25 protein-coding genes and 1 riboswitch are annotated in these 24,646 nt (G+C 58.7%); of the genes, 13 read left to right on the forward strand and 12 right to left on the reverse strand.

Features of this window, described 5'->3' with window-relative positions; genetic code table 11:
- Window positions 1–24: 24 nt before the first annotated feature.
- Window positions 25–168, forward strand: coding sequence for a cytochrome bd-I oxidase subunit CydX (gene cydX, locus HYP802_RS23365; protein WP_081741001.1), 144 nt, complete (start codon window positions 25–27; stop codon window positions 166–168).
- Here the strand turns inward: cydX and HYP802_RS0119190 are convergent.
- The 6 genes from HYP802_RS0119190 to efeU all read right to left on the reverse strand — a co-directional run bounded on the left by HYP802_RS0119190 (window position 156) and on the right by efeU (window position 8,203).
- Complete coding sequence (locus HYP802_RS0119190) at window positions 156–1,247, reverse strand: TonB family protein (RefSeq protein WP_013949339.1); 1,092 nt, start codon at window positions 1,245–1,247, stop codon at window positions 156–158. The two genes, cydX and HYP802_RS0119190, sit on opposite strands and share 13 nt — an antisense overlap.
- 105 nt (window positions 1,248–1,352) lie before the next feature.
- Window positions 1,353–3,656: a TonB-dependent receptor gene (locus HYP802_RS0119195; protein WP_013949340.1), complete on the reverse strand. Its 2,304-nt coding sequence runs from the start codon at window positions 3,654–3,656 to the stop codon at window positions 1,353–1,355.
- 319 nt (window positions 3,657–3,975) lie between these two features.
- Window positions 3,976–4,797, reverse strand: a complete 822-nt coding sequence (gene efeO / locus HYP802_RS0119200) for an iron uptake system protein EfeO (RefSeq protein ID WP_013949342.1) — start codon at window positions 4,795–4,797, stop codon at window positions 3,976–3,978.
- A 38-nt stretch (window positions 4,798–4,835) separates the two neighbouring features.
- On the reverse strand, window positions 4,836–6,167 hold the full coding sequence (efeB, locus tag HYP802_RS0119205) for an iron uptake transporter deferrochelatase/peroxidase subunit (RefSeq protein ID WP_013949343.1): 1,332 nt from the start codon (window positions 6,165–6,167) through the stop codon (window positions 4,836–4,838).
- Window positions 6,157–7,359, reverse strand: coding sequence for an iron uptake system protein EfeO (efeO, locus tag HYP802_RS0119210; RefSeq protein ID WP_013949344.1), 1,203 nt, complete (start codon window positions 7,357–7,359; stop codon window positions 6,157–6,159). The genes efeB and efeO (HYP802_RS0119210) overlap by 11 nt, the downstream gene beginning before the upstream one ends.
- On the reverse strand, window positions 7,346–8,203 hold the full coding sequence (gene efeU, locus HYP802_RS0119215; protein WP_013949345.1) for an iron uptake transporter permease EfeU: 858 nt from the start codon (window positions 8,201–8,203) through the stop codon (window positions 7,346–7,348). The genes efeO (HYP802_RS0119210) and efeU overlap by 14 nt, the downstream gene beginning before the upstream one ends.
- A 508-nt stretch (window positions 8,204–8,711) precedes the next feature.
- Here efeU and HYP802_RS0119225 point away from each other — a divergent pair.
- From HYP802_RS0119225 to HYP802_RS0119235, 3 genes are read left to right on the forward strand one after another with little or no spacing between them, the layout of a single operon-like run.
- Window positions 8,712–9,464, forward strand: coding sequence for a metal ABC transporter ATP-binding protein (locus tag HYP802_RS0119225; protein ID WP_013949346.1), 753 nt, complete (start codon window positions 8,712–8,714; stop codon window positions 9,462–9,464).
- Window positions 9,461–10,333, forward strand: coding sequence for a metal ABC transporter permease (locus HYP802_RS0119230; RefSeq protein ID WP_013949347.1), 873 nt, complete (start codon window positions 9,461–9,463; stop codon window positions 10,331–10,333). The genes HYP802_RS0119225 and HYP802_RS0119230 overlap by 4 nt, the downstream gene beginning before the upstream one ends.
- A 14-nt stretch (window positions 10,334–10,347) precedes the next feature.
- Complete coding sequence (locus HYP802_RS0119235) at window positions 10,348–11,247, forward strand: metal ABC transporter substrate-binding protein (RefSeq protein WP_024276348.1); 900 nt, start codon at window positions 10,348–10,350, stop codon at window positions 11,245–11,247.
- Window positions 11,248–11,308: 61 nt separating this feature from the next.
- Here HYP802_RS0119235 and HYP802_RS0119240 read toward each other — a convergent pair whose 3' ends face one another.
- Window positions 11,309–11,818: a hypothetical protein gene (locus HYP802_RS0119240; protein WP_024276349.1), complete on the reverse strand. Its 510-nt coding sequence runs from the start codon at window positions 11,816–11,818 to the stop codon at window positions 11,309–11,311.
- A gap of 161 nt (window positions 11,819–11,979) precedes the next feature.
- Between HYP802_RS0119240 and HYP802_RS22610 the strand changes: the two genes are divergently transcribed.
- Both HYP802_RS22610 and HYP802_RS23055 read left to right on the forward strand, forming a co-directional pair.
- Window positions 11,980–13,167, forward strand: coding sequence for a nickel/cobalt transporter (locus HYP802_RS22610; protein ID WP_024276350.1), 1,188 nt, complete (start codon window positions 11,980–11,982; stop codon window positions 13,165–13,167).
- 91 nt (window positions 13,168–13,258) lie between these two features.
- A complete protein-coding gene (locus HYP802_RS23055; protein WP_013949351.1) occupies window positions 13,259–14,188 on the forward strand; it encodes an ankyrin repeat domain-containing protein in 930 nt (309 codons plus the stop codon).
- A 15-nt stretch (window positions 14,189–14,203) separates the two neighbouring features.
- Here HYP802_RS23055 and HYP802_RS0119255 read toward each other — a convergent pair whose 3' ends face one another.
- The 3 genes from HYP802_RS0119255 to HYP802_RS0119265 all read right to left on the reverse strand — a co-directional run bounded on the left by HYP802_RS0119255 (window position 14,204) and on the right by HYP802_RS0119265 (window position 17,428).
- Window positions 14,204–14,803 carry a c-type cytochrome gene (locus tag HYP802_RS0119255; RefSeq protein ID WP_013949352.1) on the reverse strand — a complete coding sequence of 200 codons (600 nt, stop codon included), beginning with the start codon at window positions 14,801–14,803 and terminating at the stop codon, window positions 14,204–14,206.
- Between the two features lie 82 nt (window positions 14,804–14,885).
- Window positions 14,886–16,604 carry a PQQ-dependent dehydrogenase, methanol/ethanol family gene (locus HYP802_RS0119260; RefSeq protein WP_024276352.1) on the reverse strand — a complete coding sequence of 573 codons (1,719 nt, stop codon included), beginning with the start codon at window positions 16,602–16,604 and terminating at the stop codon, window positions 14,886–14,888.
- A 263-nt stretch (window positions 16,605–16,867) separates the two neighbouring features.
- Window positions 16,868–17,428 carry a histidine phosphatase family protein gene (locus HYP802_RS0119265; protein WP_024276353.1) on the reverse strand — a complete coding sequence of 187 codons (561 nt, stop codon included), beginning with the start codon at window positions 17,426–17,428 and terminating at the stop codon, window positions 16,868–16,870.
- A 26-nt stretch (window positions 17,429–17,454) separates the two neighbouring features.
- Window positions 17,455–17,595: riboswitch (cobalamin riboswitch) on the forward strand.
- A gap of 38 nt (window positions 17,596–17,633) precedes the next feature.
- Here HYP802_RS0119265 and HYP802_RS0119270 point away from each other — a divergent pair.
- The 4 genes from HYP802_RS0119270 to HYP802_RS0119285 all read left to right on the forward strand — a co-directional run bounded on the left by HYP802_RS0119270 (window position 17,634) and on the right by HYP802_RS0119285 (window position 20,139).
- The gene (locus tag HYP802_RS0119270) at window positions 17,634–17,861 is read left to right on the forward strand and encodes a CbtB-domain containing protein (RefSeq protein WP_013949355.1); all 228 of its coding nucleotides are present in this window, start codon (window positions 17,634–17,636) and stop codon (window positions 17,859–17,861) included.
- A gap of 21 nt (window positions 17,862–17,882) precedes the next feature.
- Complete coding sequence (locus tag HYP802_RS0119275) at window positions 17,883–18,599, forward strand: CbtA family protein (protein ID WP_024276354.1); 717 nt, start codon at window positions 17,883–17,885, stop codon at window positions 18,597–18,599.
- Between the two features lie 96 nt (window positions 18,600–18,695).
- Window positions 18,696–19,565: a DUF1289 domain-containing protein gene (locus HYP802_RS0119280; protein ID WP_013949357.1), complete on the forward strand. Its 870-nt coding sequence runs from the start codon at window positions 18,696–18,698 to the stop codon at window positions 19,563–19,565.
- Between the two features lie 148 nt (window positions 19,566–19,713).
- Window positions 19,714–20,139 (forward strand): hypothetical protein, encoded by a 426-nt coding sequence (locus HYP802_RS0119285; protein ID WP_013949359.1) that lies wholly within the window; start codon window positions 19,714–19,716, stop codon window positions 20,137–20,139.
- Between the two features lie 3 nt (window positions 20,140–20,142).
- Here the strand turns inward: HYP802_RS0119285 and HYP802_RS0119290 are convergent, their stop codons facing one another.
- Entirely contained in the window at window positions 20,143–21,063 is a 921-nt protein-coding gene (locus tag HYP802_RS0119290) for a LysR family transcriptional regulator (protein WP_013949360.1), read from the reverse strand.
- Window positions 21,064–21,181: 118 nt separating this feature from the next.
- Between HYP802_RS0119290 and HYP802_RS0119295 the strand changes: the two genes are divergently transcribed.
- The 3 genes from HYP802_RS0119295 to HYP802_RS0119305 all read left to right on the forward strand — a co-directional run bounded on the left by HYP802_RS0119295 (window position 21,182) and on the right by HYP802_RS0119305 (window position 22,552).
- Window positions 21,182–21,739: a peroxidase-related enzyme gene (locus HYP802_RS0119295; RefSeq protein WP_013949361.1), complete on the forward strand. Its 558-nt coding sequence runs from the start codon at window positions 21,182–21,184 to the stop codon at window positions 21,737–21,739.
- Window positions 21,740–21,980: 241 nt separating this feature from the next.
- Window positions 21,981–22,229, forward strand: a complete 249-nt coding sequence (locus HYP802_RS0119300) for a hypothetical protein (protein ID WP_013949362.1) — start codon at window positions 21,981–21,983, stop codon at window positions 22,227–22,229.
- Window positions 22,230–22,303: 74 nt separating this feature from the next.
- Window positions 22,304–22,552 (forward strand): hypothetical protein, encoded by a 249-nt coding sequence (locus HYP802_RS0119305; RefSeq protein WP_244420917.1) that lies wholly within the window; start codon window positions 22,304–22,306, stop codon window positions 22,550–22,552.
- Window positions 22,553–22,610: 58 nt separating this feature from the next.
- Here the strand turns inward: HYP802_RS0119305 and dxs are convergent, their stop codons facing one another.
- Window positions 22,611–24,557 (reverse strand): 1-deoxy-D-xylulose-5-phosphate synthase, encoded by a 1,947-nt coding sequence (gene dxs / locus HYP802_RS0119310; protein WP_013949364.1) that lies wholly within the window; start codon window positions 24,555–24,557, stop codon window positions 22,611–22,613.
- Between the last annotated feature and the right edge of the window lie 89 nt (window positions 24,558–24,646).

Consider the following 24,646-nt stretch of genomic DNA (forward strand, 5'->3'; position numbering starts at 1 on the left):
GCCACTGGAAAGGAGAGAACTATCATGTGGTATTTCGCTTGGCTTCTCGGCCTTCCGCTGGCAGCCGCTTTCGCCGTTCTCAACGCCATGTGGTACGAGCTGATGGAAGATTCAGCCGCCGCTCGTGCGCAGACGGCGCCGGCCAAAGGATCGGCTCAGCGGAAATAAAACGGAATGACGTAGGCGAGCTGCGTTGGCGTCAAATCCGCCGGCGGCTCGCCGAACGGCGCCGATTTACGAATAACAGTCAGCGCGGCGGCATCGAGTGTTGCGCTGCCTGAAGACTCCGAAATCTTGAGATATCGAATGCCGCCGTCAGCGGCGATACCGAATGAAACGCGGACCGTGCCGCGGACGCCAATGCTTGTTGGCTTATTGCGCGCCAGTTGTGCGCGGACACGCGCACCATAGCTTAAAGCATTTCCCCGGCTCGCCGAGACCCGGCCACTTACCGAAGCTTGAGATGCATTAGAGCGCGAAGTGGAACTGCCAGCGACCTGCGCATGCGACTCCTGCTGCGGGGTCTTCTTTTCCTTTTCGACTTCCTTTTTCTTTTCTGCCTTCGCGGGGCTGTCGTCTTTCGTTTCGACCGCCTCCGGCATTTCCTTGACCTCGATCTCAGCGATCTGATCGGCCTTGATCTCGCTTACCGCTTGCTCGATACCCCCACCGCGAATAACCGGCAGCGGATCGTCCGTCGGCGTCAGCGCGGTCGGCGTGACGTCGGCAACATCAATCGGCTTCGGCGGCGGTTCATCTGAAAGCGGATCGTTCTCCAACTCCGCAAGCTCTTGCGGTTTCGATTCCGCGGCTTGGACGCTCCCGGCCTGAGACGCCGCTGCAGAGGCTGATGCCATCTGCACGCTTTCCGTCGAGATCGACTCGAGAACGACCGACTGCTCCATTGAGAGGCTGAAGGTGTCGGTGTTATCCAAAAGCGTGCCGAATTGCTCGCCAGAGTTTCCCATAAACATCGAGGCAATGACTCCACCGTGCAATACAGTCGAAATTGCGATGGCTGCAACGAGAAGCTTTTGGGAAGCACTCTTTGCCGTGTCCAATGGCTTTTCGATCTTGAACGGCGGAAGCACCACCGCTCGTCTGGCGACGTTTTCCGCCCGACTGAGCGCCTTGGCAAAGTCGAACGCGACGATATTGGATCCGGCCGAGGCATCGAGCGCGCGGCCCCCACCCGTTCGCGAACGTTCATCGCGGCGCGGGTGGTCATTGCGTTCGATGAGCGTCACGTTCGCTCGCCTCCGGTTACAACAAACTGGCTTTTGTCATGATGGCGTCGGCGAATTCCTCCGCCGACGCCCGAACTTCTTCTCCGTGCGATCGCGCCCCGTGGTCTAGAACCTCGCCTTTGTCGTGAGCAGGAACGTGCGGCCGCGACCTGTTTCGACCGGCGCATCGCCAGTGGCAGGAGCACTGAGCGCAGGCGTGTAGGCGACGTCCGTGAGATTTGTCACGTTGAGAGAGACGTCGATGTCGTCGGTGACCTTGTAGCTCGAGAAGAGATCGTAGGTCGTATAGCCCTCGTAAGTCAGCACGCCGTCGGAACCAACGTTCACATCGGCCTTCTGACTGTCGGAAACGATATTCGCTCTTGCACCGACCGTCAGACGCTCAGCAAAGAAGCGAAGGCCACCGGTGACGGTCGCAAGATCGCCAGGCAGATAGCTGTGCAGTCCCAGGCCATCCATCTGCGACGGAAGCGTCGTATGGTTATGGCTATAGCTCAGACCCGCGAAGAGATAACCCGCATCGTACGTGCCTTGCAGTTCGACACCTTCGACTTTCGAAGTGCCTTGGTTGTTTATGAACGTGCAGATAATTCCGAAGTCGTCGCACGCGGCCGTAATGTAGTTGTCCACGTCCATCGTGTAGTAATCGCCTTTGAAGCGGAACTGATCGCCGGACTGGAAGATATTGTTGATCTTTGAATTGAAGCCAAACTCCCACCCCTTCTGTGATTCAGGCTGAAGAAGAGGATTTGGCAAAAAGTTGGGCTCGAAGACACTGCCTGGATGCGTGCCGTCGAGAAGCGTTTCCGAGATGGTTGGAGCGCGGAACGAATTCGACCAGGTCACATACGGCTGGAACCATTCGACCGGCTTTGCGGCAAGCGTCAACTTCGGACTGAAACCACCGTCGCTTTTGTCGACCTGGTACGGTCCGAGCGAAAGACCATTCGGTAGCGCCGGCGTGTATCCAGGCGGCAGGTAGGGAAGCAAGTATGGCGGAATATGGGGCTCCGTCACGTCCCCGTGGCCGTTCAAGTTATAGTCGTCGTAGCGCAGACCAACGATAAAATCGAAGATGCTTTTTGAGAAGGTTGTTTCAGAAAACGCGCCACGGATCGTTGAATTGCCGGACGGATTGACACCGCCACCAGCGCTCGGATCTAGCGCGTTTGAGGCGTCAACTTTGTCATGAAAGTATTCGTAGCCGTAGTTCGATTTGACGTGGATGCCACCAAGATCAAATAGCGACGTATTCTGCAGGGTGAAGCCCAGACCAAGATCATTGATCTTACGGCCTTCGGCAGCAGAGGCGCCATCGATACCGCTCCCGTACTTCATCGTCAGGTCGCTGCCAGAGAAATTGGCGCGAAAATGTACGAAATCATTGCCGATGGGGTCGTAGGAATACTGGGCAGTGTAGATCTTCGAATCGATATTCTGATTGTAGGAATTTGCGGTGAAGTCGTTGTTGTATAGCACTGTGCCGAACGACAACCGCTGTTCCGGATCGATCTGGATGTGTACTTTTGCCAAACCAGAGATCAGGTCTTGATCGGTGTAGGGCACGCGCTGACCCAAACCGTTATCGTAATCGTCCTGATCGTGCTTGCTGATGGCGCCGATAACGCTGATCGCCCCGCTGCGGATGGCTCCCGCACCCATCTCGGAGAATCCGACGCCATTACTTCCCCACGAGGAAAGGACTGTCGCGCCGTAGTTGCTCCCCGGCTTCAGCACATCATCGACATCAAGCGTTCGCATGTCCGCTGTACCAGCGAGAGCGCCTGCACCGCCCGCTGTCGAAACCGAGCCGCGCTGTACCTCGATGCTCGCCAGAAGTAATGGATCGACATAGGCAAAACCCGATGCCGTATGGCCAGTGAATCTGAAATTCTGCCGCACACCGTCGATCGTCATATTCACGCGGCCTTCGCCTTCGAAGCCGCGTATGTTGACTGCGATGCCGGGATTGTTCGGATCGTCGCCGGTCGAGACCCCGGACATCGAACGAAACACATCTTGAAGATTGGTCTGCCCGAACGTCTGAATTTCGCTTTGACCCGCGACGCTCACACCAGCCGGCGTGCTATAGGGCGAGTCAATCAATCCGGCTTGATTGCCGCCTTCGCTCGCCGCCGGCGGAGGCGTCGCCGAATTAGCAGTCTTCTGGACTGGAGCAGCCTGTGGCTTCTTTTTCGGAGCGCTGCTTTTCTTCGCTTGCGCGGATTGAACGTCGATGCCCGGCAGCGGTGTTTCTTGTGCGAATGCCGTTCCGGCCAACGTCAGCGCTGCGGCCGACACGGTCAGCGCCAAGGCCGCCTTGCCAAAGCTTTTGCAAGCGGGAACCTGATGCAATCCCACCGCGATCAAACGCGCATTACTCGAATCATCAACGCCGCGCACAGCCATCCTATCGTCCCCCGTTATTCCGTGTTGATACGGGGCTGGCTGGCTAGGCGCTTAAGCGCACAATGGCGGGCTTGCCTCCTCTTTGCGAAACCCTCCCCCGGAGGTGATCGCAATGAAGATCCCGACGTTTGCCGGGTATACGACTGAGAATATGAAAGTCTACATTATTAGTCAACAATAAGACGCCGTTTAGTTGTGTCTTTTCAGCGACAAACATGCCGAGTTTCGCAGAAATGAATGCAATTACGGCCCCGGTCGCAAATCCGCACGAGGCGAACGTCGACCGAGGCCGTAGTCAGATCAAAGCGACCGGCGCTTTTCAGTTCAAACCGAGCTTGCCGCGAAGCGTTGAAAGTTCGGTCGCCAGAGCGTTGACCTTGGCTGACAGAACCTTGCGGTCTTCGTCCGACAGCTTGTCGTAAAGCTCGTAGCCGTCAGCCGTCTTGTACTTCTCCAGCGTGTCGTCGACGACCTTGAAGTCACCGTCGACCTTCTTCACGAAGTCAGGGTGATCCTTCTCGATGAGCGGCCGGACAAGATCGTAGATCTTCTTCGAGCCGTCGAAGTTCGCTTTGAAGTCCCACAGGTCGGTATGGCTGTAGCGATCTTCTTCGCCCGAAATCTTGGTCGCGGCTACCTCTTCCATCAGGGCTGCAGCACCGCCGACAACGGTCTCCGGCGGGAACGTCAGATTCTCGATGCGGTGATTGAGATCTTTGACGTCAGCAAGAAGCTGATCGGCATAAGGGGCGACGTCCTTCGTGCTTTTCTGTTCCCAAAGGCCGTATTCGATGCGGTGGAAGCCCGAAAATTTCGGATCTTTTTCCTTGGCCTCGAAGTCATCCGCGCGAGCGTCGATCGTGTGATCGAGATCGGAGAAGAGTTCGGCGATCGGTTCGATCGTTTCATAGTCCATGCGCGTCGGCGCGTAGAGTGCCTTGGCTTTGGCAATGTCGCCAGCCTTGACGGCCTCGGTGAACTTCGTCGTGTTTTCGAGAAGTTTCTCTGTGTGATCGGCCACAAAGCTCTTGTATGCGGCGAGCGGCTCAACGAGTTTTGAATCGTCGTCTTCGGCATATGCCAAGCCAGCATATCCAAACGCCGCTGCGAGCGCAGTCGCAGCCAACAAGTGTCGTTTCATCGGTCGTCCCTCCGGTGCTTAATTGGGTAAGGGGTTTTCTAGGAACGTGTCGACGGATCCGCCGTCGCGGCCTCGGCCAACTTTCGGCCCAGATAGTCGCCAGCTTCCCGCGCCCCTGGAAGAACGAAGAAATAACCGCCACCGATTGGCTTGATGTATTCCTCTAACGGCTCGCCATCGAGCCGCGACTGCACGGCAATGAACCCCTTTTCGAGGTCTGATTGGTAGGCAATGAACAGCAGCCCCTGGTCGAGCTGGCCGTTCTTGGTGATGCCGTTCGAATAGTTGAACGGCCGGCGTAGTATAAGGTTCTTTCGCGTTTCGGAAGTTCGTGGATTGGCAAGCCGGATGTGCGCATCAAGGCGCGTGATTTTTCCATCCGGATCTTTCGTGTAATTGGGGACGTCGGTCTCCTTGACACCATCCATCGGCGCACCGGACATCTTCTTGCGACCGAAGATGCGCTGTTGCTCGCCAAGTGGGGTGCGATCCCAGCGTTCCACGAAGTTACGGATGATGCGGACGGCCTGATACGTGCCGCCGACAGCCCACTCAGGCTCATCGTGACCTTGGCCGACCCAGACGATCTCGTCCATCATCGGCTTGTCATTGGAATTCGGGTTGGCCGAGCCGTCCCGGAAACCCAAGAAGTTGCGTGCGCTCGGTATCGATCCATCCGCTTCGGGCAGTACAGTTGGAACGCTACCTTCCTGCTTCCAGCGCGGAACGAGGTATTCGGGCATGTTTTTCAGAATGTCGCGCAGCGCATGAATGTTCGTATCGGCCGTGTTCGAGCAGAACTGCAGTGAGAGATCGCCGTGGCACAGCTCAGCGTCGAGAGCATCATTCTTGAATTGAGTCATCTGCTGGAGATGACGCGGCTTCAGGCGTTTGAGCCAGGGGCGCGTCTCGAACATTGAGTTGCCTAGGCCGACCGTGATCGTCAAATTGTCGGGCTGAATTTCAGGACCAAGAATGCCTGAATCGGCCGGCGGCAGTTTGGGGTCTAATTCCGGTGGGGTGCCACCCTGCGTCAGAAACACGATGCGTTCGGTCAGCTTACGCATCATTTTCTCGAAGTCGGCAGGAGTATCGGTGATCACGTCGAGTGAAACCAACATGCCATTGGCCGGCCGCGGCGTGACAACGCCAGCCTGGTGGAGGCCGTAGAACGGAACTCTCTGCTCGACGTCTGTGCGATGACTTTCGGGCGCGTCAGTCACCTGCTTGTCGTTCGCGCGCGCTTCCTGAACGGCGAGGCCTGATGTCAACGCGCCGCCAGCAGCAACACCGAGACCGAGCAGAATTTTCCGGCGGTCGGTGCTTACGGATCTGTGCTGATCAGTCGGGCTTTTTTGATCATGTACCATTGGAATTCATCCCAATAGCGGACGGTAACTCATTGAGTGCGTCCGCGAGGTTTGTGAAAGCCGCCGTCAGCTCCTTGCGTTGACCCGGGCTGGCAGACGTCGAAGAGGCCGTCGCGGCGTCGCTCTTCTGTTTGGCGACTTCGTCTTTCGTGGCGGTCAAAGTAGCGTCGATCTTGTGAGCGAGGTCCGGATTGACCGGCTTCACAACCGGCCGAAGCAAACCGACGATCTTGTCGATGCCATCAAGGTTGGCTTCGAGATCGGTCATGTCGGTTTCGGCAATGCTGTCGTTTTTCGCGGGCAGGCGATCACGCGATAGCTGCGTGGTGAAATTGCCCGCGCTATCGATGAGAATGCCCGGCGTCATTTTCATCGCCTTCAGACGCTCATTGAGCGTCGTGAGATCGGCGACGAGACGGTCGGCAATGGGGCTAAGACCATCCAGGCTTTTCGTGACGAAGAGCCCGCGTTCGATGCGATGATATCCAACGAATGCCGGATCGTTCTCGCGCTTCTCGAAATAGTCTGCGACCGGGTCGATCGTATTCTGCAAATCCGCAAAGCGATGCACGACCGGTTCGATGCGCTTATAGGGCTGCCGCGCTATGATATAGAGAGACTGGGCCTTGGCGAGGTCGCCGGTCTTGATGGCGTCGGCAAGTTCCTGGGCATCGCGCAATGCCGCCGAACTCTGACGGCCGAGGTAAAATTTATACTCGCCCATCGGCCCAAGAAGCGCGCGCATCGTCGCCTTCGGAGGCTCGGCGTTCGCTTCCTGCGATGGGGTGACATGCAAAGTCCCACGCGGGTTCGACAGTAGTCCGCAGGTGACTTCGTAGGTGCCCGGGGCAAGACGCACTTTCAGCGTCTGCTTGAAGCCCGGCGCAATGTTTTCCCGCTCTGCCAGGACCATCACGCCGTCAAGGACTTCCCATTCGACGGGACGTTCCGACTTGTTTGAAATCTCGAACGTTCGCTCGCCGGCGGGAACCGAAAGCGAATTGGGCTCACATGCTTTCGACGTCACGGCAACGGACACGGCAGCGACGTTATCGTGGCGGGTTTGCTTGGTCGCCACGTAAAACGCAGCACCCGCGACGAGTACGAGAACCGTCGCCCCGGCAACACCAAGATACATAATGCCGGACGATGGGGCTTTCGGCTTTCCTTGGCGGGTCTCAGGCGCGGACATTTTTATTGTTACCCTGGTATGCTTCGACTGAGACGCTGCCCGGACGAACAGGCCGCAAATAGAGATAGAGAACGATCGCCAGGAACCCGAGGTAGACGATGACCTCGCCGACTGTCGGATTTTCCTGATAGCTGAAGACGCCGGAAAGAATGGTTCCGAGGACACTCGAGATCGGCAAGACCGCGCTCATATCGTAGGCGGGCTGCTGCAGGCCGTTCCAAAGTCCGGCTTCATGCAAGGCGCCGACCGATGAAGAGAGGATGCCGGCGGCGACGAAAATGATGAAGACGCCAGTCCATTGGAAGAAGCGACGGAGATCGAGCCGAACGCCGCCGACATAGATGATCAAGCCGACGACAACAGCGGCCGCGATACCCGCAAGAGCGCCAAGCGGAGCTTCCAGGCCGTTGCTCTGCTGAAAGATCGCAAGCAGAAAAAAGATCGACTCGAGCCCTTCGCGAGCGACTGCGAAGAATACAAGACCAATGAGCCCCCACGTCCCACCGTGCGACGAATGAAAGGCCGCTTCGACGGAATGCTGCAGCTCGCTCTTGATAGAGCGTGCGGCCTTGCGCATCCAGAACACCATCGAGATCAGCACCGCGACAGCAATGAAGCCAACGATCGCCTCGAACAGCTCTTGCGCCTTCTGGGGAAACTCGGCGCTGACGAATAGAAGCGCGGCACCGGCGAAAAGAGAGACGGCTACAGCCAGCAGCACACCCATCCACACCGCAGGCATCCATTCGGATCGCCCCGTCTGAGCGAGATAGGTTGCAACGATACCGGTGATGAGCGCTGCTTCGATGCCTTCGCGAAGCATGATCAGAAACGGAGCGAGCACGCTCTCTTCCCTTCACTTTTGGTCTCAGGGTATTGCCGCTTGAAATAGGAAACTTGACTTCTAAAATCAAGTTTCCATATGTCGCAATCGCCCTTGATCAAAATCAATTTTTCGCAATGTTTGCCGCGCGTGACGGGCGGCATAGGCCACTTGGCTAAGCCATTGCTTTTCCTATTCGTGTGAGCGGCGCCGCGCTCTCAAATTCCCCACGACCTTATCCCGCGACGGCCGTTTCGCACGGCCGCACGCGCCATCCTCTCCGTCATGCCGGCAACCCCACCTCTTGATATCCACCCAACCAAATCCGAGACCCACAATTCCGCCGTAGTCATTCGGCATTAAATGTTATAATATACGTTCTGGTGCGAGGCGGATAAATCACGACCATGTCGAACAGAAATCCATTCGAGCGCTCCTTGATGGCGCAGCCCGCTTACCGACGGCTGATCGGCACGGGCGGCGTCCTGGTTGTGCTGTGGATCGCAATTTTTTGGGCGGTGGCTCTTCCATGAGGCAACCATTGATCAAGCTTCGAGACGTGACGGTGGCCTATGCGCGTCACCCGGCGCTCCATCATGTATCGGGAACGTTCGACGAAGGCAGTATGACGGCTATCACCGGCCCTAACGGCGCGGGTAAGTCGACACTGTTAAAGGCGATCATGGGTGAGCTGCCTCTAGCAGAAGGCGCCATCGAGCGGCCGGGTCTCGCAGCATGCGATTTCGGGTATCTGCCGCAAGCCGCCGAGATCGACCGGCAATTTCCGATGTCTGTCGCCGACACGGTGATGCTCGGCGCTTGGCACCGAAGCGGTTCATTCCGACGCGTCGATTCCGATGCGACGGAGAAAGCACGAAAAGCGTTGACGGCTGTTGGCTTGGACGGCTTTGGCGGCCGCATCATAGGCTCGCTCTCGGCAGGGCAATTCCAGCGCGTGTTGTTCGCGCGGCTATTGCTTCAGGATGCGAAGATCATCGTTCTCGATGAACCGTTTACTGCGATCGACGCACGCACCACGCGCGACCTCTTGGATATCGTCTGCCGCTGGCACAAGGAGGGACGGACGATCATCGCCGTCTTGCACGATTTCGATCAGGTCCGCGCCCACTTTCCCGACACTCTTCTTCTCGCCCGCGAGGCCATCGGGTGGGGGCCTACAAGCGTCGCGATGTCGTCGCGGAACCTGCTGCGCGCCCGAGCGATGGCGGAAAGCTGGGACGAAGGCGCTGAGGTTTGCGAGAAGGATACGGCCGCCGCATGAGTCTGCATGCCATTTTCATCTCGCCGTTCGTCGATTATGGCTTCATGCGCCGCGCGCTCGTTGCGTGCTTTGCCCTGGCGCTCGGCTCGGGGCCTGTCGGCGTGCTTTTAATGCTCAGGCGCATGAGCCTTGTCGGCGATGCCATGAGCCATGCGATCCTTCCCGGCGCGGCGGTCGGCTTCTTGATTGCTGGCGGTCTTTCTCTGCCGGCGATGGGCTTCGGCGGCCTGGTGGCAGGATTGAGCATCGCGCTTCTATCCGGCGTTATCAGCAGGACGACCTCGCTTCGTGAAGATGCGAGTTTCGCTAGTTTCTATCTGACATCGCTCGCGCTTGGCGTTTTGATCGTTTCGCTGCGAGGCTCGAACATCGACCTGCTGCATGTCCTGTTCGGGACGATCCTGGCGATCGATTCGAATGCGCTTTATCTCGTTGGCGGCATTGCCTCGCTGACAATCATTATCCTCGCGGTCGTGTACCGGCCACTCGTCGCCGAATGCTTCGATCCCGGATTTCTGCGGGCCGTTGGGGGCCACGGCTCCCTCTTTCACTTTCTGTTTTTGCTGCTCGTCGTGATCAATCTGGTCGCGAGCTTCGAAGCGCTTGGAACGCTGATGGCCGTTGGCCTGATGATGCTCCCCGCGGCCGTCGCGCGTCTTTGGGCACAATCACTTCCGGCCATGTTCGCCGTCGCGGCGGGGACGGCCGTCGTCTCAGGCTATCTCGGTTTGGTCGCGTCGTTCCATTTCGCCGTGGCCTCCGGGCCGACGATCATCCTTACCGCAAGCTGCATCTACGGCGTCTCGCTCATTCTCAGCCCTTCGGGCATGGCGCGGCGTCTCTATTCGCGTCCTCACCTCAAAGCATAGACAGGAGATTGATCATGAGGGTTTCTAATCTCGTCCTCGGACTACTGGTGTCTTCCGGCGTCGCCGCCGGCTTCTCGGCGGCCGCGTCGGCAAAGACGCTGAATACTGTGGCCAGTTTTACGGTGCTCGCCGACGTCGTGAAGCAAGTCGGCGGCGACCACGTGAACGTGAAAAGCCTTGTCCCGCCGAATGGCGATCCACATGAATTCGAGCCTTCGCCTGACGATGCGAAATCTCTGAAAGAAGCGGACATCACTTTTATCAGCGGCGAAGGCCTTGAAGGCTGGTTCGAAAAGCTGGTGACGGCATCTGGCTACAACGGCAAGCCAATCGTTGTATCGAATGGCATCAAGACACGAACCATGGAAGAGGACGGCAAGACCGTCACCGATCCGCACGTCTGGAATAGCCCGGTCAACGTCAAGGTCTGGGTCGTCAATATCGAGAAGGCGCTTGCCTCGGCCGACCCGTCCGACGCCGCCGACTTTAAGGCCAATGCCAGGGCCTATTCCGAGAAGCTCGATGCGCTGAATACGTATGCTAAATCCGTTCTTGAAACGGTGCCGAAGGATCGGCGCAAGATCCTGACCAGCCACGATGCATTCGGCTATTTCGGAAGGGAATACGGCGTGACGTTCCTTTCGCCTATTGGCCTCTCGACCGAAACTGAAGCATCTGCCGCCGACGTTGCCAAGCTGATCGATCAGATCAAGGCGGAGAAGGTCAAAACGTACTTCTTCGAAAACTCGAACGACTCTCGCCTCGTCAAACAGATCGCGAAGGCCACGGGCGCGCAACCCGGCGGCGAGCTGTATGTCGAATCGCTGTCGAAGGCCGATGGCCCGGCCCCGACCTACGCGAAGATGTTTCACTACAACGTCGATCAGTTGTCGAAGGCCTTCGCGGGAACCTGAGCGGCAGCGAAAACCAACCTCCAACGATCTTGCGGCGAGCCTCAAAAGCTCGCCGCTTTTTTTAGTGCACGTTGGAGTCGGTGTAGCAGGCGCGCATGGCTTCGCAGCGATGTGGCCCGGCAAAGTGCATGTTGTCGCCCTTGGCGGCGCTGATGAAGTCGCACACCTGGTTCAATCCGTCTTCCGTTAGCCACCCTTCCCTGCGTCCGCGCTGCACACCGAAGCAGTCGGCGGTTTGCTCATCGGGTCCGCGGAACTGATGTCCGCACTCGTGCGAATAGATCCAGAGTTCGACTGGGCGCGGCAGCTTGTCGAGCAAGTGCGTGTTGAGAATGATGAAGCCCGGATAGGCCGCACCATAATCGTCAAGCTTCTCGTCAATTACGGTCGGACGGTCGCCGCATTGGATGCGATATCCCTTGAGCCTGAGTTGGCCGACGGGGACGAGATACGCCGAGCCGTTTGTATAGCCGATGTATTCTTCAGCGGTGGGACCCCCGTCGGAAACGCCCGCCAACGCCAGGGCCGGCGCGATAACACAAAGACGCGCAAGAAGTTTCAATCGATTCATATTGGCGATGGTCCATTCTCCGAAGGATTTGATTGCGGCCAATCCGACGCGCGCTGCGGCCGCCTCGGTCCGGTCATAATCATACGGTGTCTATCCAATAATATAACATACGCATCAAGCGGCCAAAGTTACATTCACGCATTGCAGTTTCGGGGGGTCCGATGGGACATTGGAAGAGCAGCCGCACGGCCAGCCGTCGGCTTGGCAAACGAGCCGCATGGGCCGCGGCCTGGGCTGCAGGAATTTTCACCATGGTCATGTCGCTCGGTTTGGCTGCGCACGCTAACGAGGCGCCCACAGGACCGAAATCCGCGTTTGGATTCGCTGGCGCGATGCAGGCGCAGCCTGTTCGCGAACCTTCGATGATTACGCAGGCCATGGATGCCGCGTGGTCCATCCTTCTCTTCGAACAGCATCGCTTTACTCAAAACATGACTGGCGCGGTGCGCAATCTGAAATCGACGACCAACGTCATGGCCGCAACCGGCGCTCTTGTCGTGGCGAGCTTCATTTATGGCATCCTTCATGCTGTCGGGCCGGGACACGGCAAGGCGGTCATCTCATCCTACATGCTGGCGGACAAGGAGACGCTACGGCGCGGCATATTCCTCGCGTTCCTATCGTCCCTGATCCAAGCGCTGTCCGCAATTACGCTGATCGGCGGACTGTACGTGGCGGCCCTGGCCACGGGACTGCAGACAAAGTGGGCGGAGGCCTGGCTTGAAACGTTAAGCTGGGGTGCGGTGGCGTTGCTCGGGGCTTGGCTGATGTTCAAGCAGCTTTGGCCGATGTTTACGTCTCGGCGCCAGCCCGTTCGCGCCGATCACCTGCATGGCGACGATCACGGACATGGGCACGATCACGGATGCAGTCATGATCACCACGGCCAAGCCGCGCCTGCGTCATGCGGACACGATCACTCACACGATCACTCCCATGGTTGCGGGCACGATCATGTTCATGACGAGCACTGCGGTCACGCCCATCTACCGGGTCCGGACGAGTTAAGAGGCAAGCTGTCGTGGAGCCGGGCGCTCGCCATTGCGTTCTCGATCGGCATGCGGCCGTGCACCGGAGCTTTGCTCGTTATCATCTTCGCTGCGACGCAGGGGATGATCTGGGCCGGCATTCTGGCGACATTCGCGATGGCGTTTGGAACAGCCTTAACCGTATCGGCATTGGCAGCGGTATCGGTCGGCTCGCGTAATCTTGCGATCATCCTGGCGGGCGCCGAAAGCCGATGGGGCGACTTCGTCGCGCGGAGCGCCAGCGTTGTCAGTTCGGCCGCAGTCTTCGTGCTCGGGACGGTTTTCTTTTTCGCGTCGTTCCACGACGTCCGCCCGTTCTGAAAGGCTACGAACTCACGCCGCGTCGGACTTCCGTACCTATGGAAATCCTCGATTATCGGCATAGAATGATCGATAATGAAGGAGCCGATGCTTGATTAATCCTGCTCGTATTTCGGCTGTTGCCATTGTCGGCTCAGCATTCTGCACGATCGCGGCGACGGACGCTGCCGCCGCGAAGATGCGCATCTGCCAAGAACAAGACCAGCATTACGAGGAGATCAAACCATCGGCCGGGCCACTGGAGATCAACGCAGCGCTGTCGGCCGCTGCCGATAAAGGGTGCTTGAAGCTTGCTCAGCGCCTTCTTGACGATGGCGCGTCACTGGGATCGCGCGACCGCCAAGGCGCGATGCCCCTGTCGCACGCGGCGAAGGCGGGACAAACCGACATACTGAATCTGTTCATTGCGCACGGCGCCATTATCGATGCGCGCAATCTCGATGGATCGACCGCGTTGTTCCTGGCGGCGGAACAAGACAACCAACCGGCCGTCGAATCCCTTGTTGCACATGGCGCAGACGTCAATCTCGCAGGCCGCAGCGGACTGACGCCGTTAGAAGCCGCCGCCTACATGGGAAATGAAAATATCGCGACGCTATTGCTCGCCAAGGGTGCCGATCCCAAGCGCACGGACGCGACAGGAAAGGGACCGATCTGCTACGCGGCCGCCCGCGGCTTCGCTAAAGTTGCGGGCATTCTGCTCGATCATTCCGTCGACGTGAACGCTCGCTACGGCAACGACCTGACCGCGTTGATGTGGGCAGCTGGACACGAAGACGGCGCGGGAACGAGCGATGTCGCGGACGTCCTGGCGTTGCTTATCGCGCGCGGCGCGCATCTCGACGACCGGGACAATCGCGGGCGGACGGCGCTTATGATCGCAGCTTCGCTTGGCCACGAGCGCGCCGTCGATGTACTCCTCGCACACGGTGCGAGCCGGACCTTGCGTGACAAGTCGGGAAAGACGGCAGCAGACCTCGCCTCAAACGACGAACTCAAAAAGAGGCTCGCGGCGAGTTGATGGAGGTGGGAGCGGCTACTGTCCGCCGCCGCCAATCACCGTCAAACTTGCAAGATACTGGGCGATTGGGTCGAGATCGGCCGGCTGGGCTGCATTCATGAGATCCGACATGCCGGGATTGTTCGCCCGGCTGTGATCGCGAAAATCCGTCATCGTTTTGAGGAGATAAGCGGCCTGCTGGCCGGCCAGCCGTGGCGTCGTGCTGTCACCCTGATACTGGTCGAGATGGCACGACGTACAGCCGATTGAGCCAATCACGGTGAGCGCGTGCTTGGTGACGTCTTTGGAAGGCGACGGCTGTTGAATACTCGGCCACTTGAGCCCAGAGAAATGCGCGGCCAGCGCTTTCATGTCGTCTTTGCTCAATCCCTCAGCGATTGCCGACATCTGATCGTTCTTGCGCGCACCTCTCTTGAAGTCGCGAAGCTGGATGTAGAGGTAGCCCTGGTTCTGCCCCCAGATGACAGGGGTCGTCTTTTGCTGCGGGACGCCGTTTTCGCCGTGACAGCCTGCGCAAAGCTGAATTTTGTCAGCGATGTCGTCGGCGAATGCCGAATGACTGCCGGTCGAGATTGCGGCAACGAGCAACCCCAATCCAATTACTGCCTGCCGCATATCGAAACTCCCGGTCTTCGACGACGATTAAAATAAAAGTCGGAAAAGGAGCACGCGCGCTCCTTTTCCGACGTCCACATAATCAGTTGAGCGTGAAGGCAATGATGTTATTGCCGCGCTTGAAGTCAATCTGCGTGTTTCCGCCGGCGCCGACGACAATGTATTCCTTGCCGTCGAGCGAATACGCCGCTGGCGGAGCGTTGACGCCTGCGCCGCACTGGAACGACCACAGGATCTTGCCGCTCTCGGCGTTGTAGGCGCGGAACCAGCCGTTGGCTTCTCCGGTGAAAACGAGATCACCCGCGGTTGCAAGCGCGCCGCCCATCATCGGCTCAGGCGTTTTGACCTGCCATTTGATTTTGCCGGTGTTGTAGTTGACCGCAGTGACGTTTCCGAACGAAGCCTCGGTCGGAATGACCTTAAAGGCGCCGCCAAGCCACAGCTTTCCATCGGGATAGGGGCTTGACTGAACCTGATAGGTCATCGGCTGGTGCAAGTTGACAGCATAGGTCAGAGCGAGTTTCGGGTTGACCGCCATAGGCGACCACTCAACGCCACCGTTTGCGCCAGGAAGCATGCGCGCGCCTCCCGGTGTCGGCAAGGTCCACATGTTCTCCTGCGCGACCATCGGCTCAGAGAAGCGGATCAGGCTGCAATCCTTGCGGTTGTGAACATAGACAAAACCGGTCTTGCCGCCATGGATGACGCCCGGAACGACCTTGCCGTCCTTGTCCTTGACGTCGACCAAGATCGGCGGACTGACAGCGTCGAAGTCCCAAACATCGTGCGGGATATACTGAAGGTGGCAGACGTATTTGCCGGTATCGAGATCGATCGATACGAGCGAGTCCGTGTAGAGATTGTCACCCGGACGCAGCGAACCGTCGAGGTCCGGCGACGGATTGCCGACCACGAAGAACAAGCGATTGAGTTTGAGATCAACCGCCGGATTTTGCCAAACGCCGCCACCCAACGTCTTGTAGGGATCGCCAGTCTTGGCGAACTGAGCTTTCTCGGCTTCGATGTCGCGGTGCAGATCCTTGCCCGTGGCATCCTTCGTGGCCCAGACGCCGACCGTGTTTTCCGGCACCGTGTCGAAATTCCAAACCTGCTTGCCGGTTTTGGCATCATAAGCGCGGACGAAACCGCGGATGCCGTATTCGCCACCGTTGGTGCCGATGATGATCTTGCCGTTAACGGCTGTCGGCGCCATCGTTTCGCTATAGCCGTCTTCGGGATCGGCGATTTCCGTTTCCCAAACGAGGCTGCCGGTCTTGGCGTCGAGCGCGACAAGCTTGGCATCAAGCGTCGCGAGGTAAACCTTGTCGTCGTAAACCGCGACACCGCGATTGTTCGGGCCGCAGCAATATGTCGTGATCGGCCCCATCTTGTGCTTGTAGTGCCAGTATTGCTCGCCGGTCTTGGCGTTCAGCGCGTAGACATGATCGAACGATGTCGTCACGTACATCACGTCGCCGACGATGATAGGCGTCGTCTCTAGCGACTCTTTTACGTCCATCTGAAAGATCCACGCCGGACGAAGCTTTGCAACGTTGCCGGTGTTGATCTGTTTGCCGAGGTAATACCGCGTCTGGTCGTAATTGCCGTTGGTGTGAAGAAACTGCTTGGTATCTTTCGCAGCGTTCGACAATTCTTCCTGCGTGACCGCTCGCGCAGGAGCTCCTTTGATCGCCTCTTTGGATTTGTGCTCGATTTCCTGAGCGCCGAGGGGAGCAAATGCGGAAAACGCAAGCGACGCTGCGAGCGCCGCCGCGGTCGCGCAGCTTTTTATACCGACCATGTTGTCCTCGCTTACTTGAAGTTCAAACCGGCCGCCAACACCGGAGGGGGGCGTCAGATCCGTTGTCTGACATTGGCATAGTGTACCCCCGATTTTTTCCCGGCAATAGGGTGAACACTTCTAAAGTATCAAATCCATTGCCGCTTTCCGCATTCCGAGACAACGTGGCGCGGAACTACAAAGGCAAAACGAGGACCAGCAAATACAAAATACAAAATGAAATGTATGCGAATTGTCTTTCCCTGCTGCAATATCGGCGCGTTCTAACTTCGTATGGATTTAAGCGCCCATCGCCGTCCGTTCGATGTCAGTTCGACGACGGAAAGCGGCGCAATATCAATATGCGCGTATGAATTCGCATTTGCCTTGATCGCGGCGACAATCGCCGCGCGCATGACCGCCGGATGCGTCACGGCCAAAATGCGTCCCTCACGCTCCGAAATCGTCTGCATCCAGACCGACGTCCGCGCGATGAGCGCTTCAACTGTTTCGCCGCCATGAGGCGCTACGCCCGGGTCGGAGAGCCAGCCTGCTAATGCGTCGGCGTCGGATTGAGCAATGCTACTCAGGGTGCGGCCTGCCCAGTCGCCAAGTTCGATGTCCCTCAGCGCCGGGTCAATCCGGGGGGAAAGTCCTAAGACAGCGGCAGTCTCCAGCGCCCGCCGGGCGGGACTGGAGAAGACGATGGCGGAATTGCGAAATTCGCCGGCCATTGCGGACGCGTCCCGCCGGCCAAAATCGTCGATGCCTTCGTCGAGCGGGAAGGCCGCGCGCCTTGCCGCCGGGGTCGAGGCGTTGGCAACAAAGGTCAGGCGCGGCGGCATCTTGGCTCAATGGCTTGCGTTGACAAATGCCCGGCCCGCCCTATGGTGAGACGTGCATCCTCACGGGTAGGAAGCCGGTGAAATTCCGGAACGGTCGCGCCACTGTAATCGTGGGTCGCTCCAAGCGTCCACCGAAAGTCAGACCCACCTCGTGATCAGAGCACACCTTGAAACGGGACGCGTAATCCCATGGAGGCTCTTTAAAATGGCTCATTCTTCTATCGTCGCACAATCTCTCGGCGCTCAAGGCGGCTTCGCTACGCCTGTTCCGGTTCGCCAGATTCTCCCCTGGGCGATCTTCGCCGGGTTGCTGTTCCTCCTCGCCATGTATTTCATCGGCGTCGAAGAAGGCGCCACGGCGATTTTCAACGGGATGTACGTGCACGAGTATGTGCATGACGCCCGTCACCTTCTCGGCTTCCCCTGCCACTAACCGCGGCGGAGAATTTCGGATATGGTATCTCTTCTTGTGCGCGGCATGATTGCCGGGCTTCTCGCTGGTATTCTGGCTTTTGGCTTTGCGAAGGTTTTCGGCGAGCCTCAGGTCGATCGGGCGATCGGCTTCGAAGAGCAAATGGCAAAAGCGAGCGGTGAGCCGGAAGAACCGGAAATCGTCAGCCGCGCGGTGCAGGCGAGCTTCGGCCTGTTCACCGGCGTCGCCGTCGTCGGTACCGCGATGGGCGGTCTTTTCGCTCTGGCCTTTGCGTTCTTCAACGGCCGACTTCTCGTCGGCATGTCACCGCGGACCACGGCGATCATCATAGCGGCGCTTGGCTTTCTGGCGATCTACTTCATTCCAAACATCAAGTATCCGGCCAACCCACCTGCGGTCGGGTCACCGGAAACGATCGGCTACAGAACGCAGCTCTACTTCGGAATGATCGTCTTCTCTCTCGCCGCGTTGGCGATCGCGATCAGCGCTGGACGGCAGTTCTTCGCTCAGGTCGGCGGCTGGAACGCCATCCTGATCGGAGGCGGTGTCTACATTGCCCTAACGGCGCTTGCGGGCTATTTCCTGCCGCCGATCAACGAAGTTCCAAATGATTTTCCTGCCGATCTGCTTTGGAAGTTCCGTGTGGTGTCGTTCGGCATTCAGGGCATCCTGTGGATGACGATTGGCATTATATTTGGAATGCTGGTCGACAGATCGAACGAGAAAATCGCTCATTGAACGGCGCACGCGCCGCTCAAAGCCAGCCAGATCGCATTGCGCTTGCTGCTGCGATCTGGCCTGCAATCGCCAAACATCCGAAAAGGCTGTCTGCTAGTGGCACGCCACTCGCCTTGCATAGGAATCTGCAAACTCGACGACACGACGGGCTTTTGCCTTGGCTGCGCGCGCACGGCCGCTGAAATCGGCGACTGGATGGCGATGAGCGAAGCTCGGCGCGACTCCGTCTGGGAGCAACTGCCGGAACGGCTCGCACAGCTCTCGGTGCGCGTTCGTGTGTTGCCGTGGGTTCGCGATGAGCTGATTAACTGGGTCCGCGACACCCTCGTCGCTCGGCAAGGCGCGTGGGTCGTCGGCGTGCCGGGCGCCGTCGCGGAGTTTCCCAGCGCCGATAACACACCGATTGATTTGCACGTCGAGGACGGCGTGATAACCGCACGGCGTGCGGATGCTGCGTTTCGTATCGCGATCAACGATAAGATTCGTGCTTTCGCGTTCACCGATGGCGGCCCGATTGTGCTCGGACTACCGAGAGGACGCGCCGCCATTCAATCTGGTTCGGCACTTCAAGCTGTTGGGCTGGATGCCGGCGCAATCGACGAGACGCATCGCGGCGACGAACTTTTCGATCTCGGAATTGGGCGCCGATATACCCGCTTCTGCGTTCGCACGCGGGACGAGACGCTGACATCGGCGCTATCGGATCATGATCGGCGGCATTGGTCGGACTTCATGCCGGTCATGCTCAATCAATTTGTCGCTTTGAGTCCGCATCGCATCGTTGAAAGCGCTGCGGCGCGCATCGAAATCTTTTCCAGAATTCCAGGCCCCGGCGAGTCGTCACCCAATGGCGCGCATACCCATTTCCTTGCCGAGTTCCTGAAGTCCGGCGACGAGATCGCTCCAAGTCTGGCGCCGCCCGACTATGTTGGCCCAGTCGCGATCTTTTATCCTAATAAAACCTAGGCAAAACGCACTATCGCGCTCGGAAAGTCGCTCTTGTCCCCAGTTCATGGCCGCAGCCGCCCGTTGCTGGGTTGAGAGCCTCGGCGCGCCGTAGTAGTGACGTTTTATTGATTAGCCTGAGGGCTTCGATAACTTGAGAGGGGACGGGATGCGCAGCATCAGCCTTGGACTCGCCTTCGCCACTGCGGCAGCTTTGATTTCGGCTCCAGCCTCGGCAGACGAGCGATTGCAATCTTCGTTCACTGCGCTCGTCGGCAAAGGTTACGAAGTCAAATCTGTGACGCTCATTCCTCTCGAGGTCGCCAAGAGGGTCACGGAAAAGGTCAAGACCGATAACGTCGTCGTCACGTTACAGAAGCAGGAAACGGTTGCCGTCTGCTACATCGCGTTCGCGAATTGGGCATTCATGAACAAGGCGTCGCTCGATTCCGCGACGCTGTGCGAAGTCCGTTCTTCGCCGACCGAAGAGAGCGCGGCACCGGCAGCCGCACCGAGCGAACCGGCGGCACCTGCCGAAGCGACGACGCCTCCGGCCGAGGCGACAACGCCTGCCGCTCCGAGCACAAACCCTTAATTTCTAGCTGCTCTCGGCGGGCGAAGAGGCTTTGGTCAATTTCGCTTTCAGCCGAGGCATCGCAAAGTCGAGAAATGCCCGAAGCTTCAGCGGCAGCAGTCCGTTGCTGCCGTAAACGAGGCTGACCGGGACCTGGGGTGGCTCGAACCGCTCCAGCACGACCTTGAGCTTTCCCTCTGCAAGCGGTGTTTCGATCTGGTAGGAAAGCAGGCGCGTCAACCCAAGTCCGGCGACCGCCATGTCGACGGCAGACTCCGCCGTGTTGACGACGAGGCGGGAGTGAATGGCGGCAACCTGGGGCACGCCATTGTTCCAGAAGGTCCACGAACGTGACGACATCAGGCCTTCGAAGGTGACGCAATCGTGCGATTCGAGATCATTCGGATCGGCAGGGGTCCCGCGTGCTTCAAGATAATCAGGGCTCGCGCAAACAACGCGGCGAATCAATCCAACGCGGCTCGCAATCAGGCTGCTATCGGGGAGTTCGCCGATACGAAGAGCGACATCGACGTGCTCTTCGAGGATGTTCACGACGCGGTCGGCCAACGTTAAGCGTACGTCGATATCCGGGTAGGCTTTCAAAAACGCGCCGACGATCGGCAGCACATGCAAGCGACCGAAAACGATCGGCGCCGTAATGACCAACTCACCGCGCGGCGCGCGATATTCGCCGGAGGCTGCGCGCTCGGCTTCGACGACGTCTTCCAGGATTCTGCGGCAGGCGGCGACGTACGATTGTCCGGCGTCGGTCAGCTCCAATCGACGGCTGCCGCGATTCAAGAGCTTGGTGTGGAGATGGGCTTCGAGTTCGGACACCTTCCGGCTAACCGTTGCCAGCGGCATGCCGAGCCTGCGCGCTCCAGCCGAGAGGCTACCAGCGTCCGTTACGGCAAGAAGCACCGACATGGCGTCGAAGCGGTCCATTTTTGACTCTCATAATCCGGTAGGGTGGCTGCCAATATTGTCGACTATTTCGTGAAAATGAAAGGACCTAATTCAGGGGCGTCGGCCAATCCCGGCCCGAAGAGAGTAGGAGACGCCCATGTCCCGCATCCTGACCCCAGCCACCATTGCTGATGCTCCCGCCACTGCACAGCCGCTCCTAGAGGCGGTGAATAAACAGCTCGGTACCGTTCCAAACATGTTTCGGCTGATCGCAACAAGCCCCGCCGCTTTGGAGGGCTACCTTAGTCTTTCGGGCGCGCTGGCAAAGGGCAAGCTGCCGCCGCAGACCCGCGAACGCATCGCGCTGGCCGTCGCAGAGTTCAACGGCTGCAGCTATTGCCTTTCAGCGCATACCTACCTTGGGCGGAACCTCGCCAAGCTCGACGACGCTGAAATCACGGCCAATCGCAATGGCGCCTCGAACGATCCGAAAGCCGATGCCGCCGTTCGCTTTGCGATGAAAGTTGTGGAGGCACGTGGCCATGTGAGCGCCGCCGATCTGGCCGCTGTCAAAGCTGCTGGCTACGACGACGGTCAGGTCATTGAGATTGTTCAGCACGTCGCGCTCAACGTATGGACGAACTTCTTCAACGAGACGTTCAAGACCGATGTCGACTTTCCGGTCGTGGCGCCCAGCAAAATCTCTGTTGCCTGAACGGTTTCCGAAACCCTGAAATCTATCGCCGCCGGACGCCTATGCGACGGCGGCGCTTCTTTTTTGGCGTTGTTAACTTAAATGATCCGTCGGCGAACGCGCGTCAGGGACGATAGGCTGGCGGACTGTTACGGACGTGCCTTAGTCTCACCATTGCGCATCGTCATATCGGCGGGCGGTAACACATCAATTCTTCTGTCAGCGAGCAAACGTGATCATCGGAAACTTTTCTAGGACGCGCATGGCATCGGTAGGCGCGCTTATCGTGGCCTTCCTTTGCGCCGGCGCAGAAGCGAGCTTTGCGCACAGCGGCACGGCCGACGAGCAGCAGGCCTGCACGCCAGACGTGTTTCGACTTTGCTCGGCTCAGATCCCAAGCGAAACGCGCATCGTTGCCTGTCTGAACAAGAACATGGCAAAGCTCAGCCCTGCTTGCCGTGACGTGATGAGAGGCGACAAGCCCAAAGCGAATGCGCGCAAGAAGCACTAAGCCCGATCGCGACGCCAACCATTCTTGTGAGGTTCAAGACCGTGCAACGAATATTTCGACTTGGAGCGATGCTGTTGGCCGGGCTTGCAGCGCCGGTCTTCGTGGTTGCGAGCACGCACGGCGCGTCCGCTCACAGCGGTACTGCCGAAGAACAATCTGCCTGCACGCCCGACGTTCTGAGCCTCTGCTTTTGGCAGATCCCTAACGAAGATAAGATCGTCGCGTGCCTCAATAAGAATATCAATCGGCTCAGCCCCGAGTGCCGTAAGGTGATCGCGGGCGATGACGACGACAAAAAGAGCAGCAAGCGCTCAAAGAAATAAAACCGCCGCCAATTGCGTGACCGAGATCACGGAAATGGCGGCGTGATGAATTGCCAGATCAGCAGGCGTGGCCACGAGCGGCTGTCTTCGAGGGCGCTCTTTCGAGCTGAATAGCGTCGCAGACCGTCTCGACGATGCCCTGAGCGCACAGCCCGGCGCGCTGGTTCATCACTTCCGGCTTATCCTGATCGACGAATTCATCCGGCATCACTTTCGATCGGACTTTGAGACCGCGATCGAGCAGACCGTTTTCAGCCAGATAATGGAGCACGTGGCTGCCGAAGCCGCCAATCGAGCCTTCTTCGACGGTGATCAGCACGTCATGGTTTTCGGCGAGGCGGCGGATCAGATCGGTGTCGAGAGGCTTCATGAAACGCGCGTCAGCGACCGTGGCTGACAGACCCAGCGCAGCCAATTGATCGGCGGCCTTCAGTGTTTCTTGAAGGCGCGTCCCGAGCGAGAGAAGCGCAATCGTCGAGCCTTCGCGCAAAATGCGACCCTTGCCGATTTCGAGGGGAATGCCCGTCTCGGGAAGCGCCACTCCTGTACCTTCGCCGCGCGGATAACGGAACGCGCTTGGACGGTCGTCGATCGCCGCGGCAGTGGCGACCATGTGCTTGAGTTCGCATTCATCGGCCGGAGCCATGATGACCATGTTGGGCAGACAGCCGAGATACGCGAGGTCGAACGATCCGGCATGCGTCGCGCCGTCAGCGCCGACAAAACCAGCGCGGTCGATGGCGAAGCGCACCGGCAGGCTTTGCAGCGCGACGTCATGCACGACTTGATCGTAGCCGCGCTGCAGGAACGTGGAATAGAGCGCGCAGAATGGCTTCATACCTTCAGTTGCGAGACCGGCTGCGAACGTCACGGCGTGCTGCTCGGCGATGCCGACATCGAACGTGCGATCCGGGAATGCGCGGCCGAAAACATCGAGACCCGTGCCGTCCGGCATGGCCGCGGTGATGGCGACGATCTTGTCGTCCTTCTTAGCTTCGTCGATGAGGCTATCGGCGAACACGCGCGTGTATGACGGCGCCGAGGCCGGAGCTTTCGTCTGCACGCCGGTGACGACATTGAACTTCGTGACGCCGTGATACTTGTCGGCGGAAGCTTCGGCCGGAGCGTAGCCCTTACCCTTTTTCGTCACGACGTGTACGAGGATCGGCCCCTGCTCGGCATCGCGGACGTTGCGCAAGATCGGCACGAGCTGGCTGAGATCATGACCGTCGATCGGACCGATGTAGTAGAAACCCAGTTCTTCGAACCAAGCGCCGCCATGCCAGAGGCTGCGGGTATATTCTTCGACGCGCGCGGCGCGCTCTCCCCAACTTTTCGGAAGGCGCTTGGCAAGCTGCTTCGCGAGATCGCGAACATAAAGATAGGAATCGCTCGATGTCGTGCGGGCGAGATAGGACGACAACGCACCTGTCGGCGGCGCAATCGACATCTCGTTGTCATTCAGGATGACGATCAGCCGTTCGCTGCGCGCGCCGGCATTGTTCATCGCCTCGTAGGCCATGCCCGCGCTCATTGCACCGTCGCCGATGACGCAAACGACGTTGTTCGTGCCGCCCGACATCTCGCGGGCAACGGCCATGCCGAGGCCAGCCGAAATGGACGTCGAGGAATGCGCGGCGCCGAACGGATCGTATTCGCTCTCGGTGCGCTTCGTGAAACCGGAAAGACCTCCGGGCTGGCGAAGCGTGCGAATGCGATCGCGGCGACCGGTCAGAATTTTGTGCGGGTAAGATTGGTGGCTGACGTCCCAGATCAGACGGTCGCGCGGCGTATCGAAGAGGTAATGCAGAGCAACCGTCAACTCGACGACGCCAAGACCAGCGCCCAAGTGGCCGCCCGTCTGCGAAACGGCTTCGATCAATTCCGTGCGAAGCTCGTCCGCGAGCTGCGGTAATTCGCTTTCGGACAATTGCTTGAGATCGTCCGGAGTATCGACTTGATCCAAAAGCGGTGTTTTGGATGGCCGAGTGACCCTTGCATCCATGACCGAACTCCCCCAACTGCCGCTCGAGTCCCGAGCTCGATGGCAAATTATGAACCTATGACACGTCGCAAAAAATGGATCATACAGCG

The sequence above is a fragment of the Hyphomicrobium sp. 802 genome, from assembly GCF_000526135.1.
Lineage (GTDB): Bacteria > Pseudomonadota > Alphaproteobacteria > Rhizobiales > Hyphomicrobiaceae > Hyphomicrobium_B.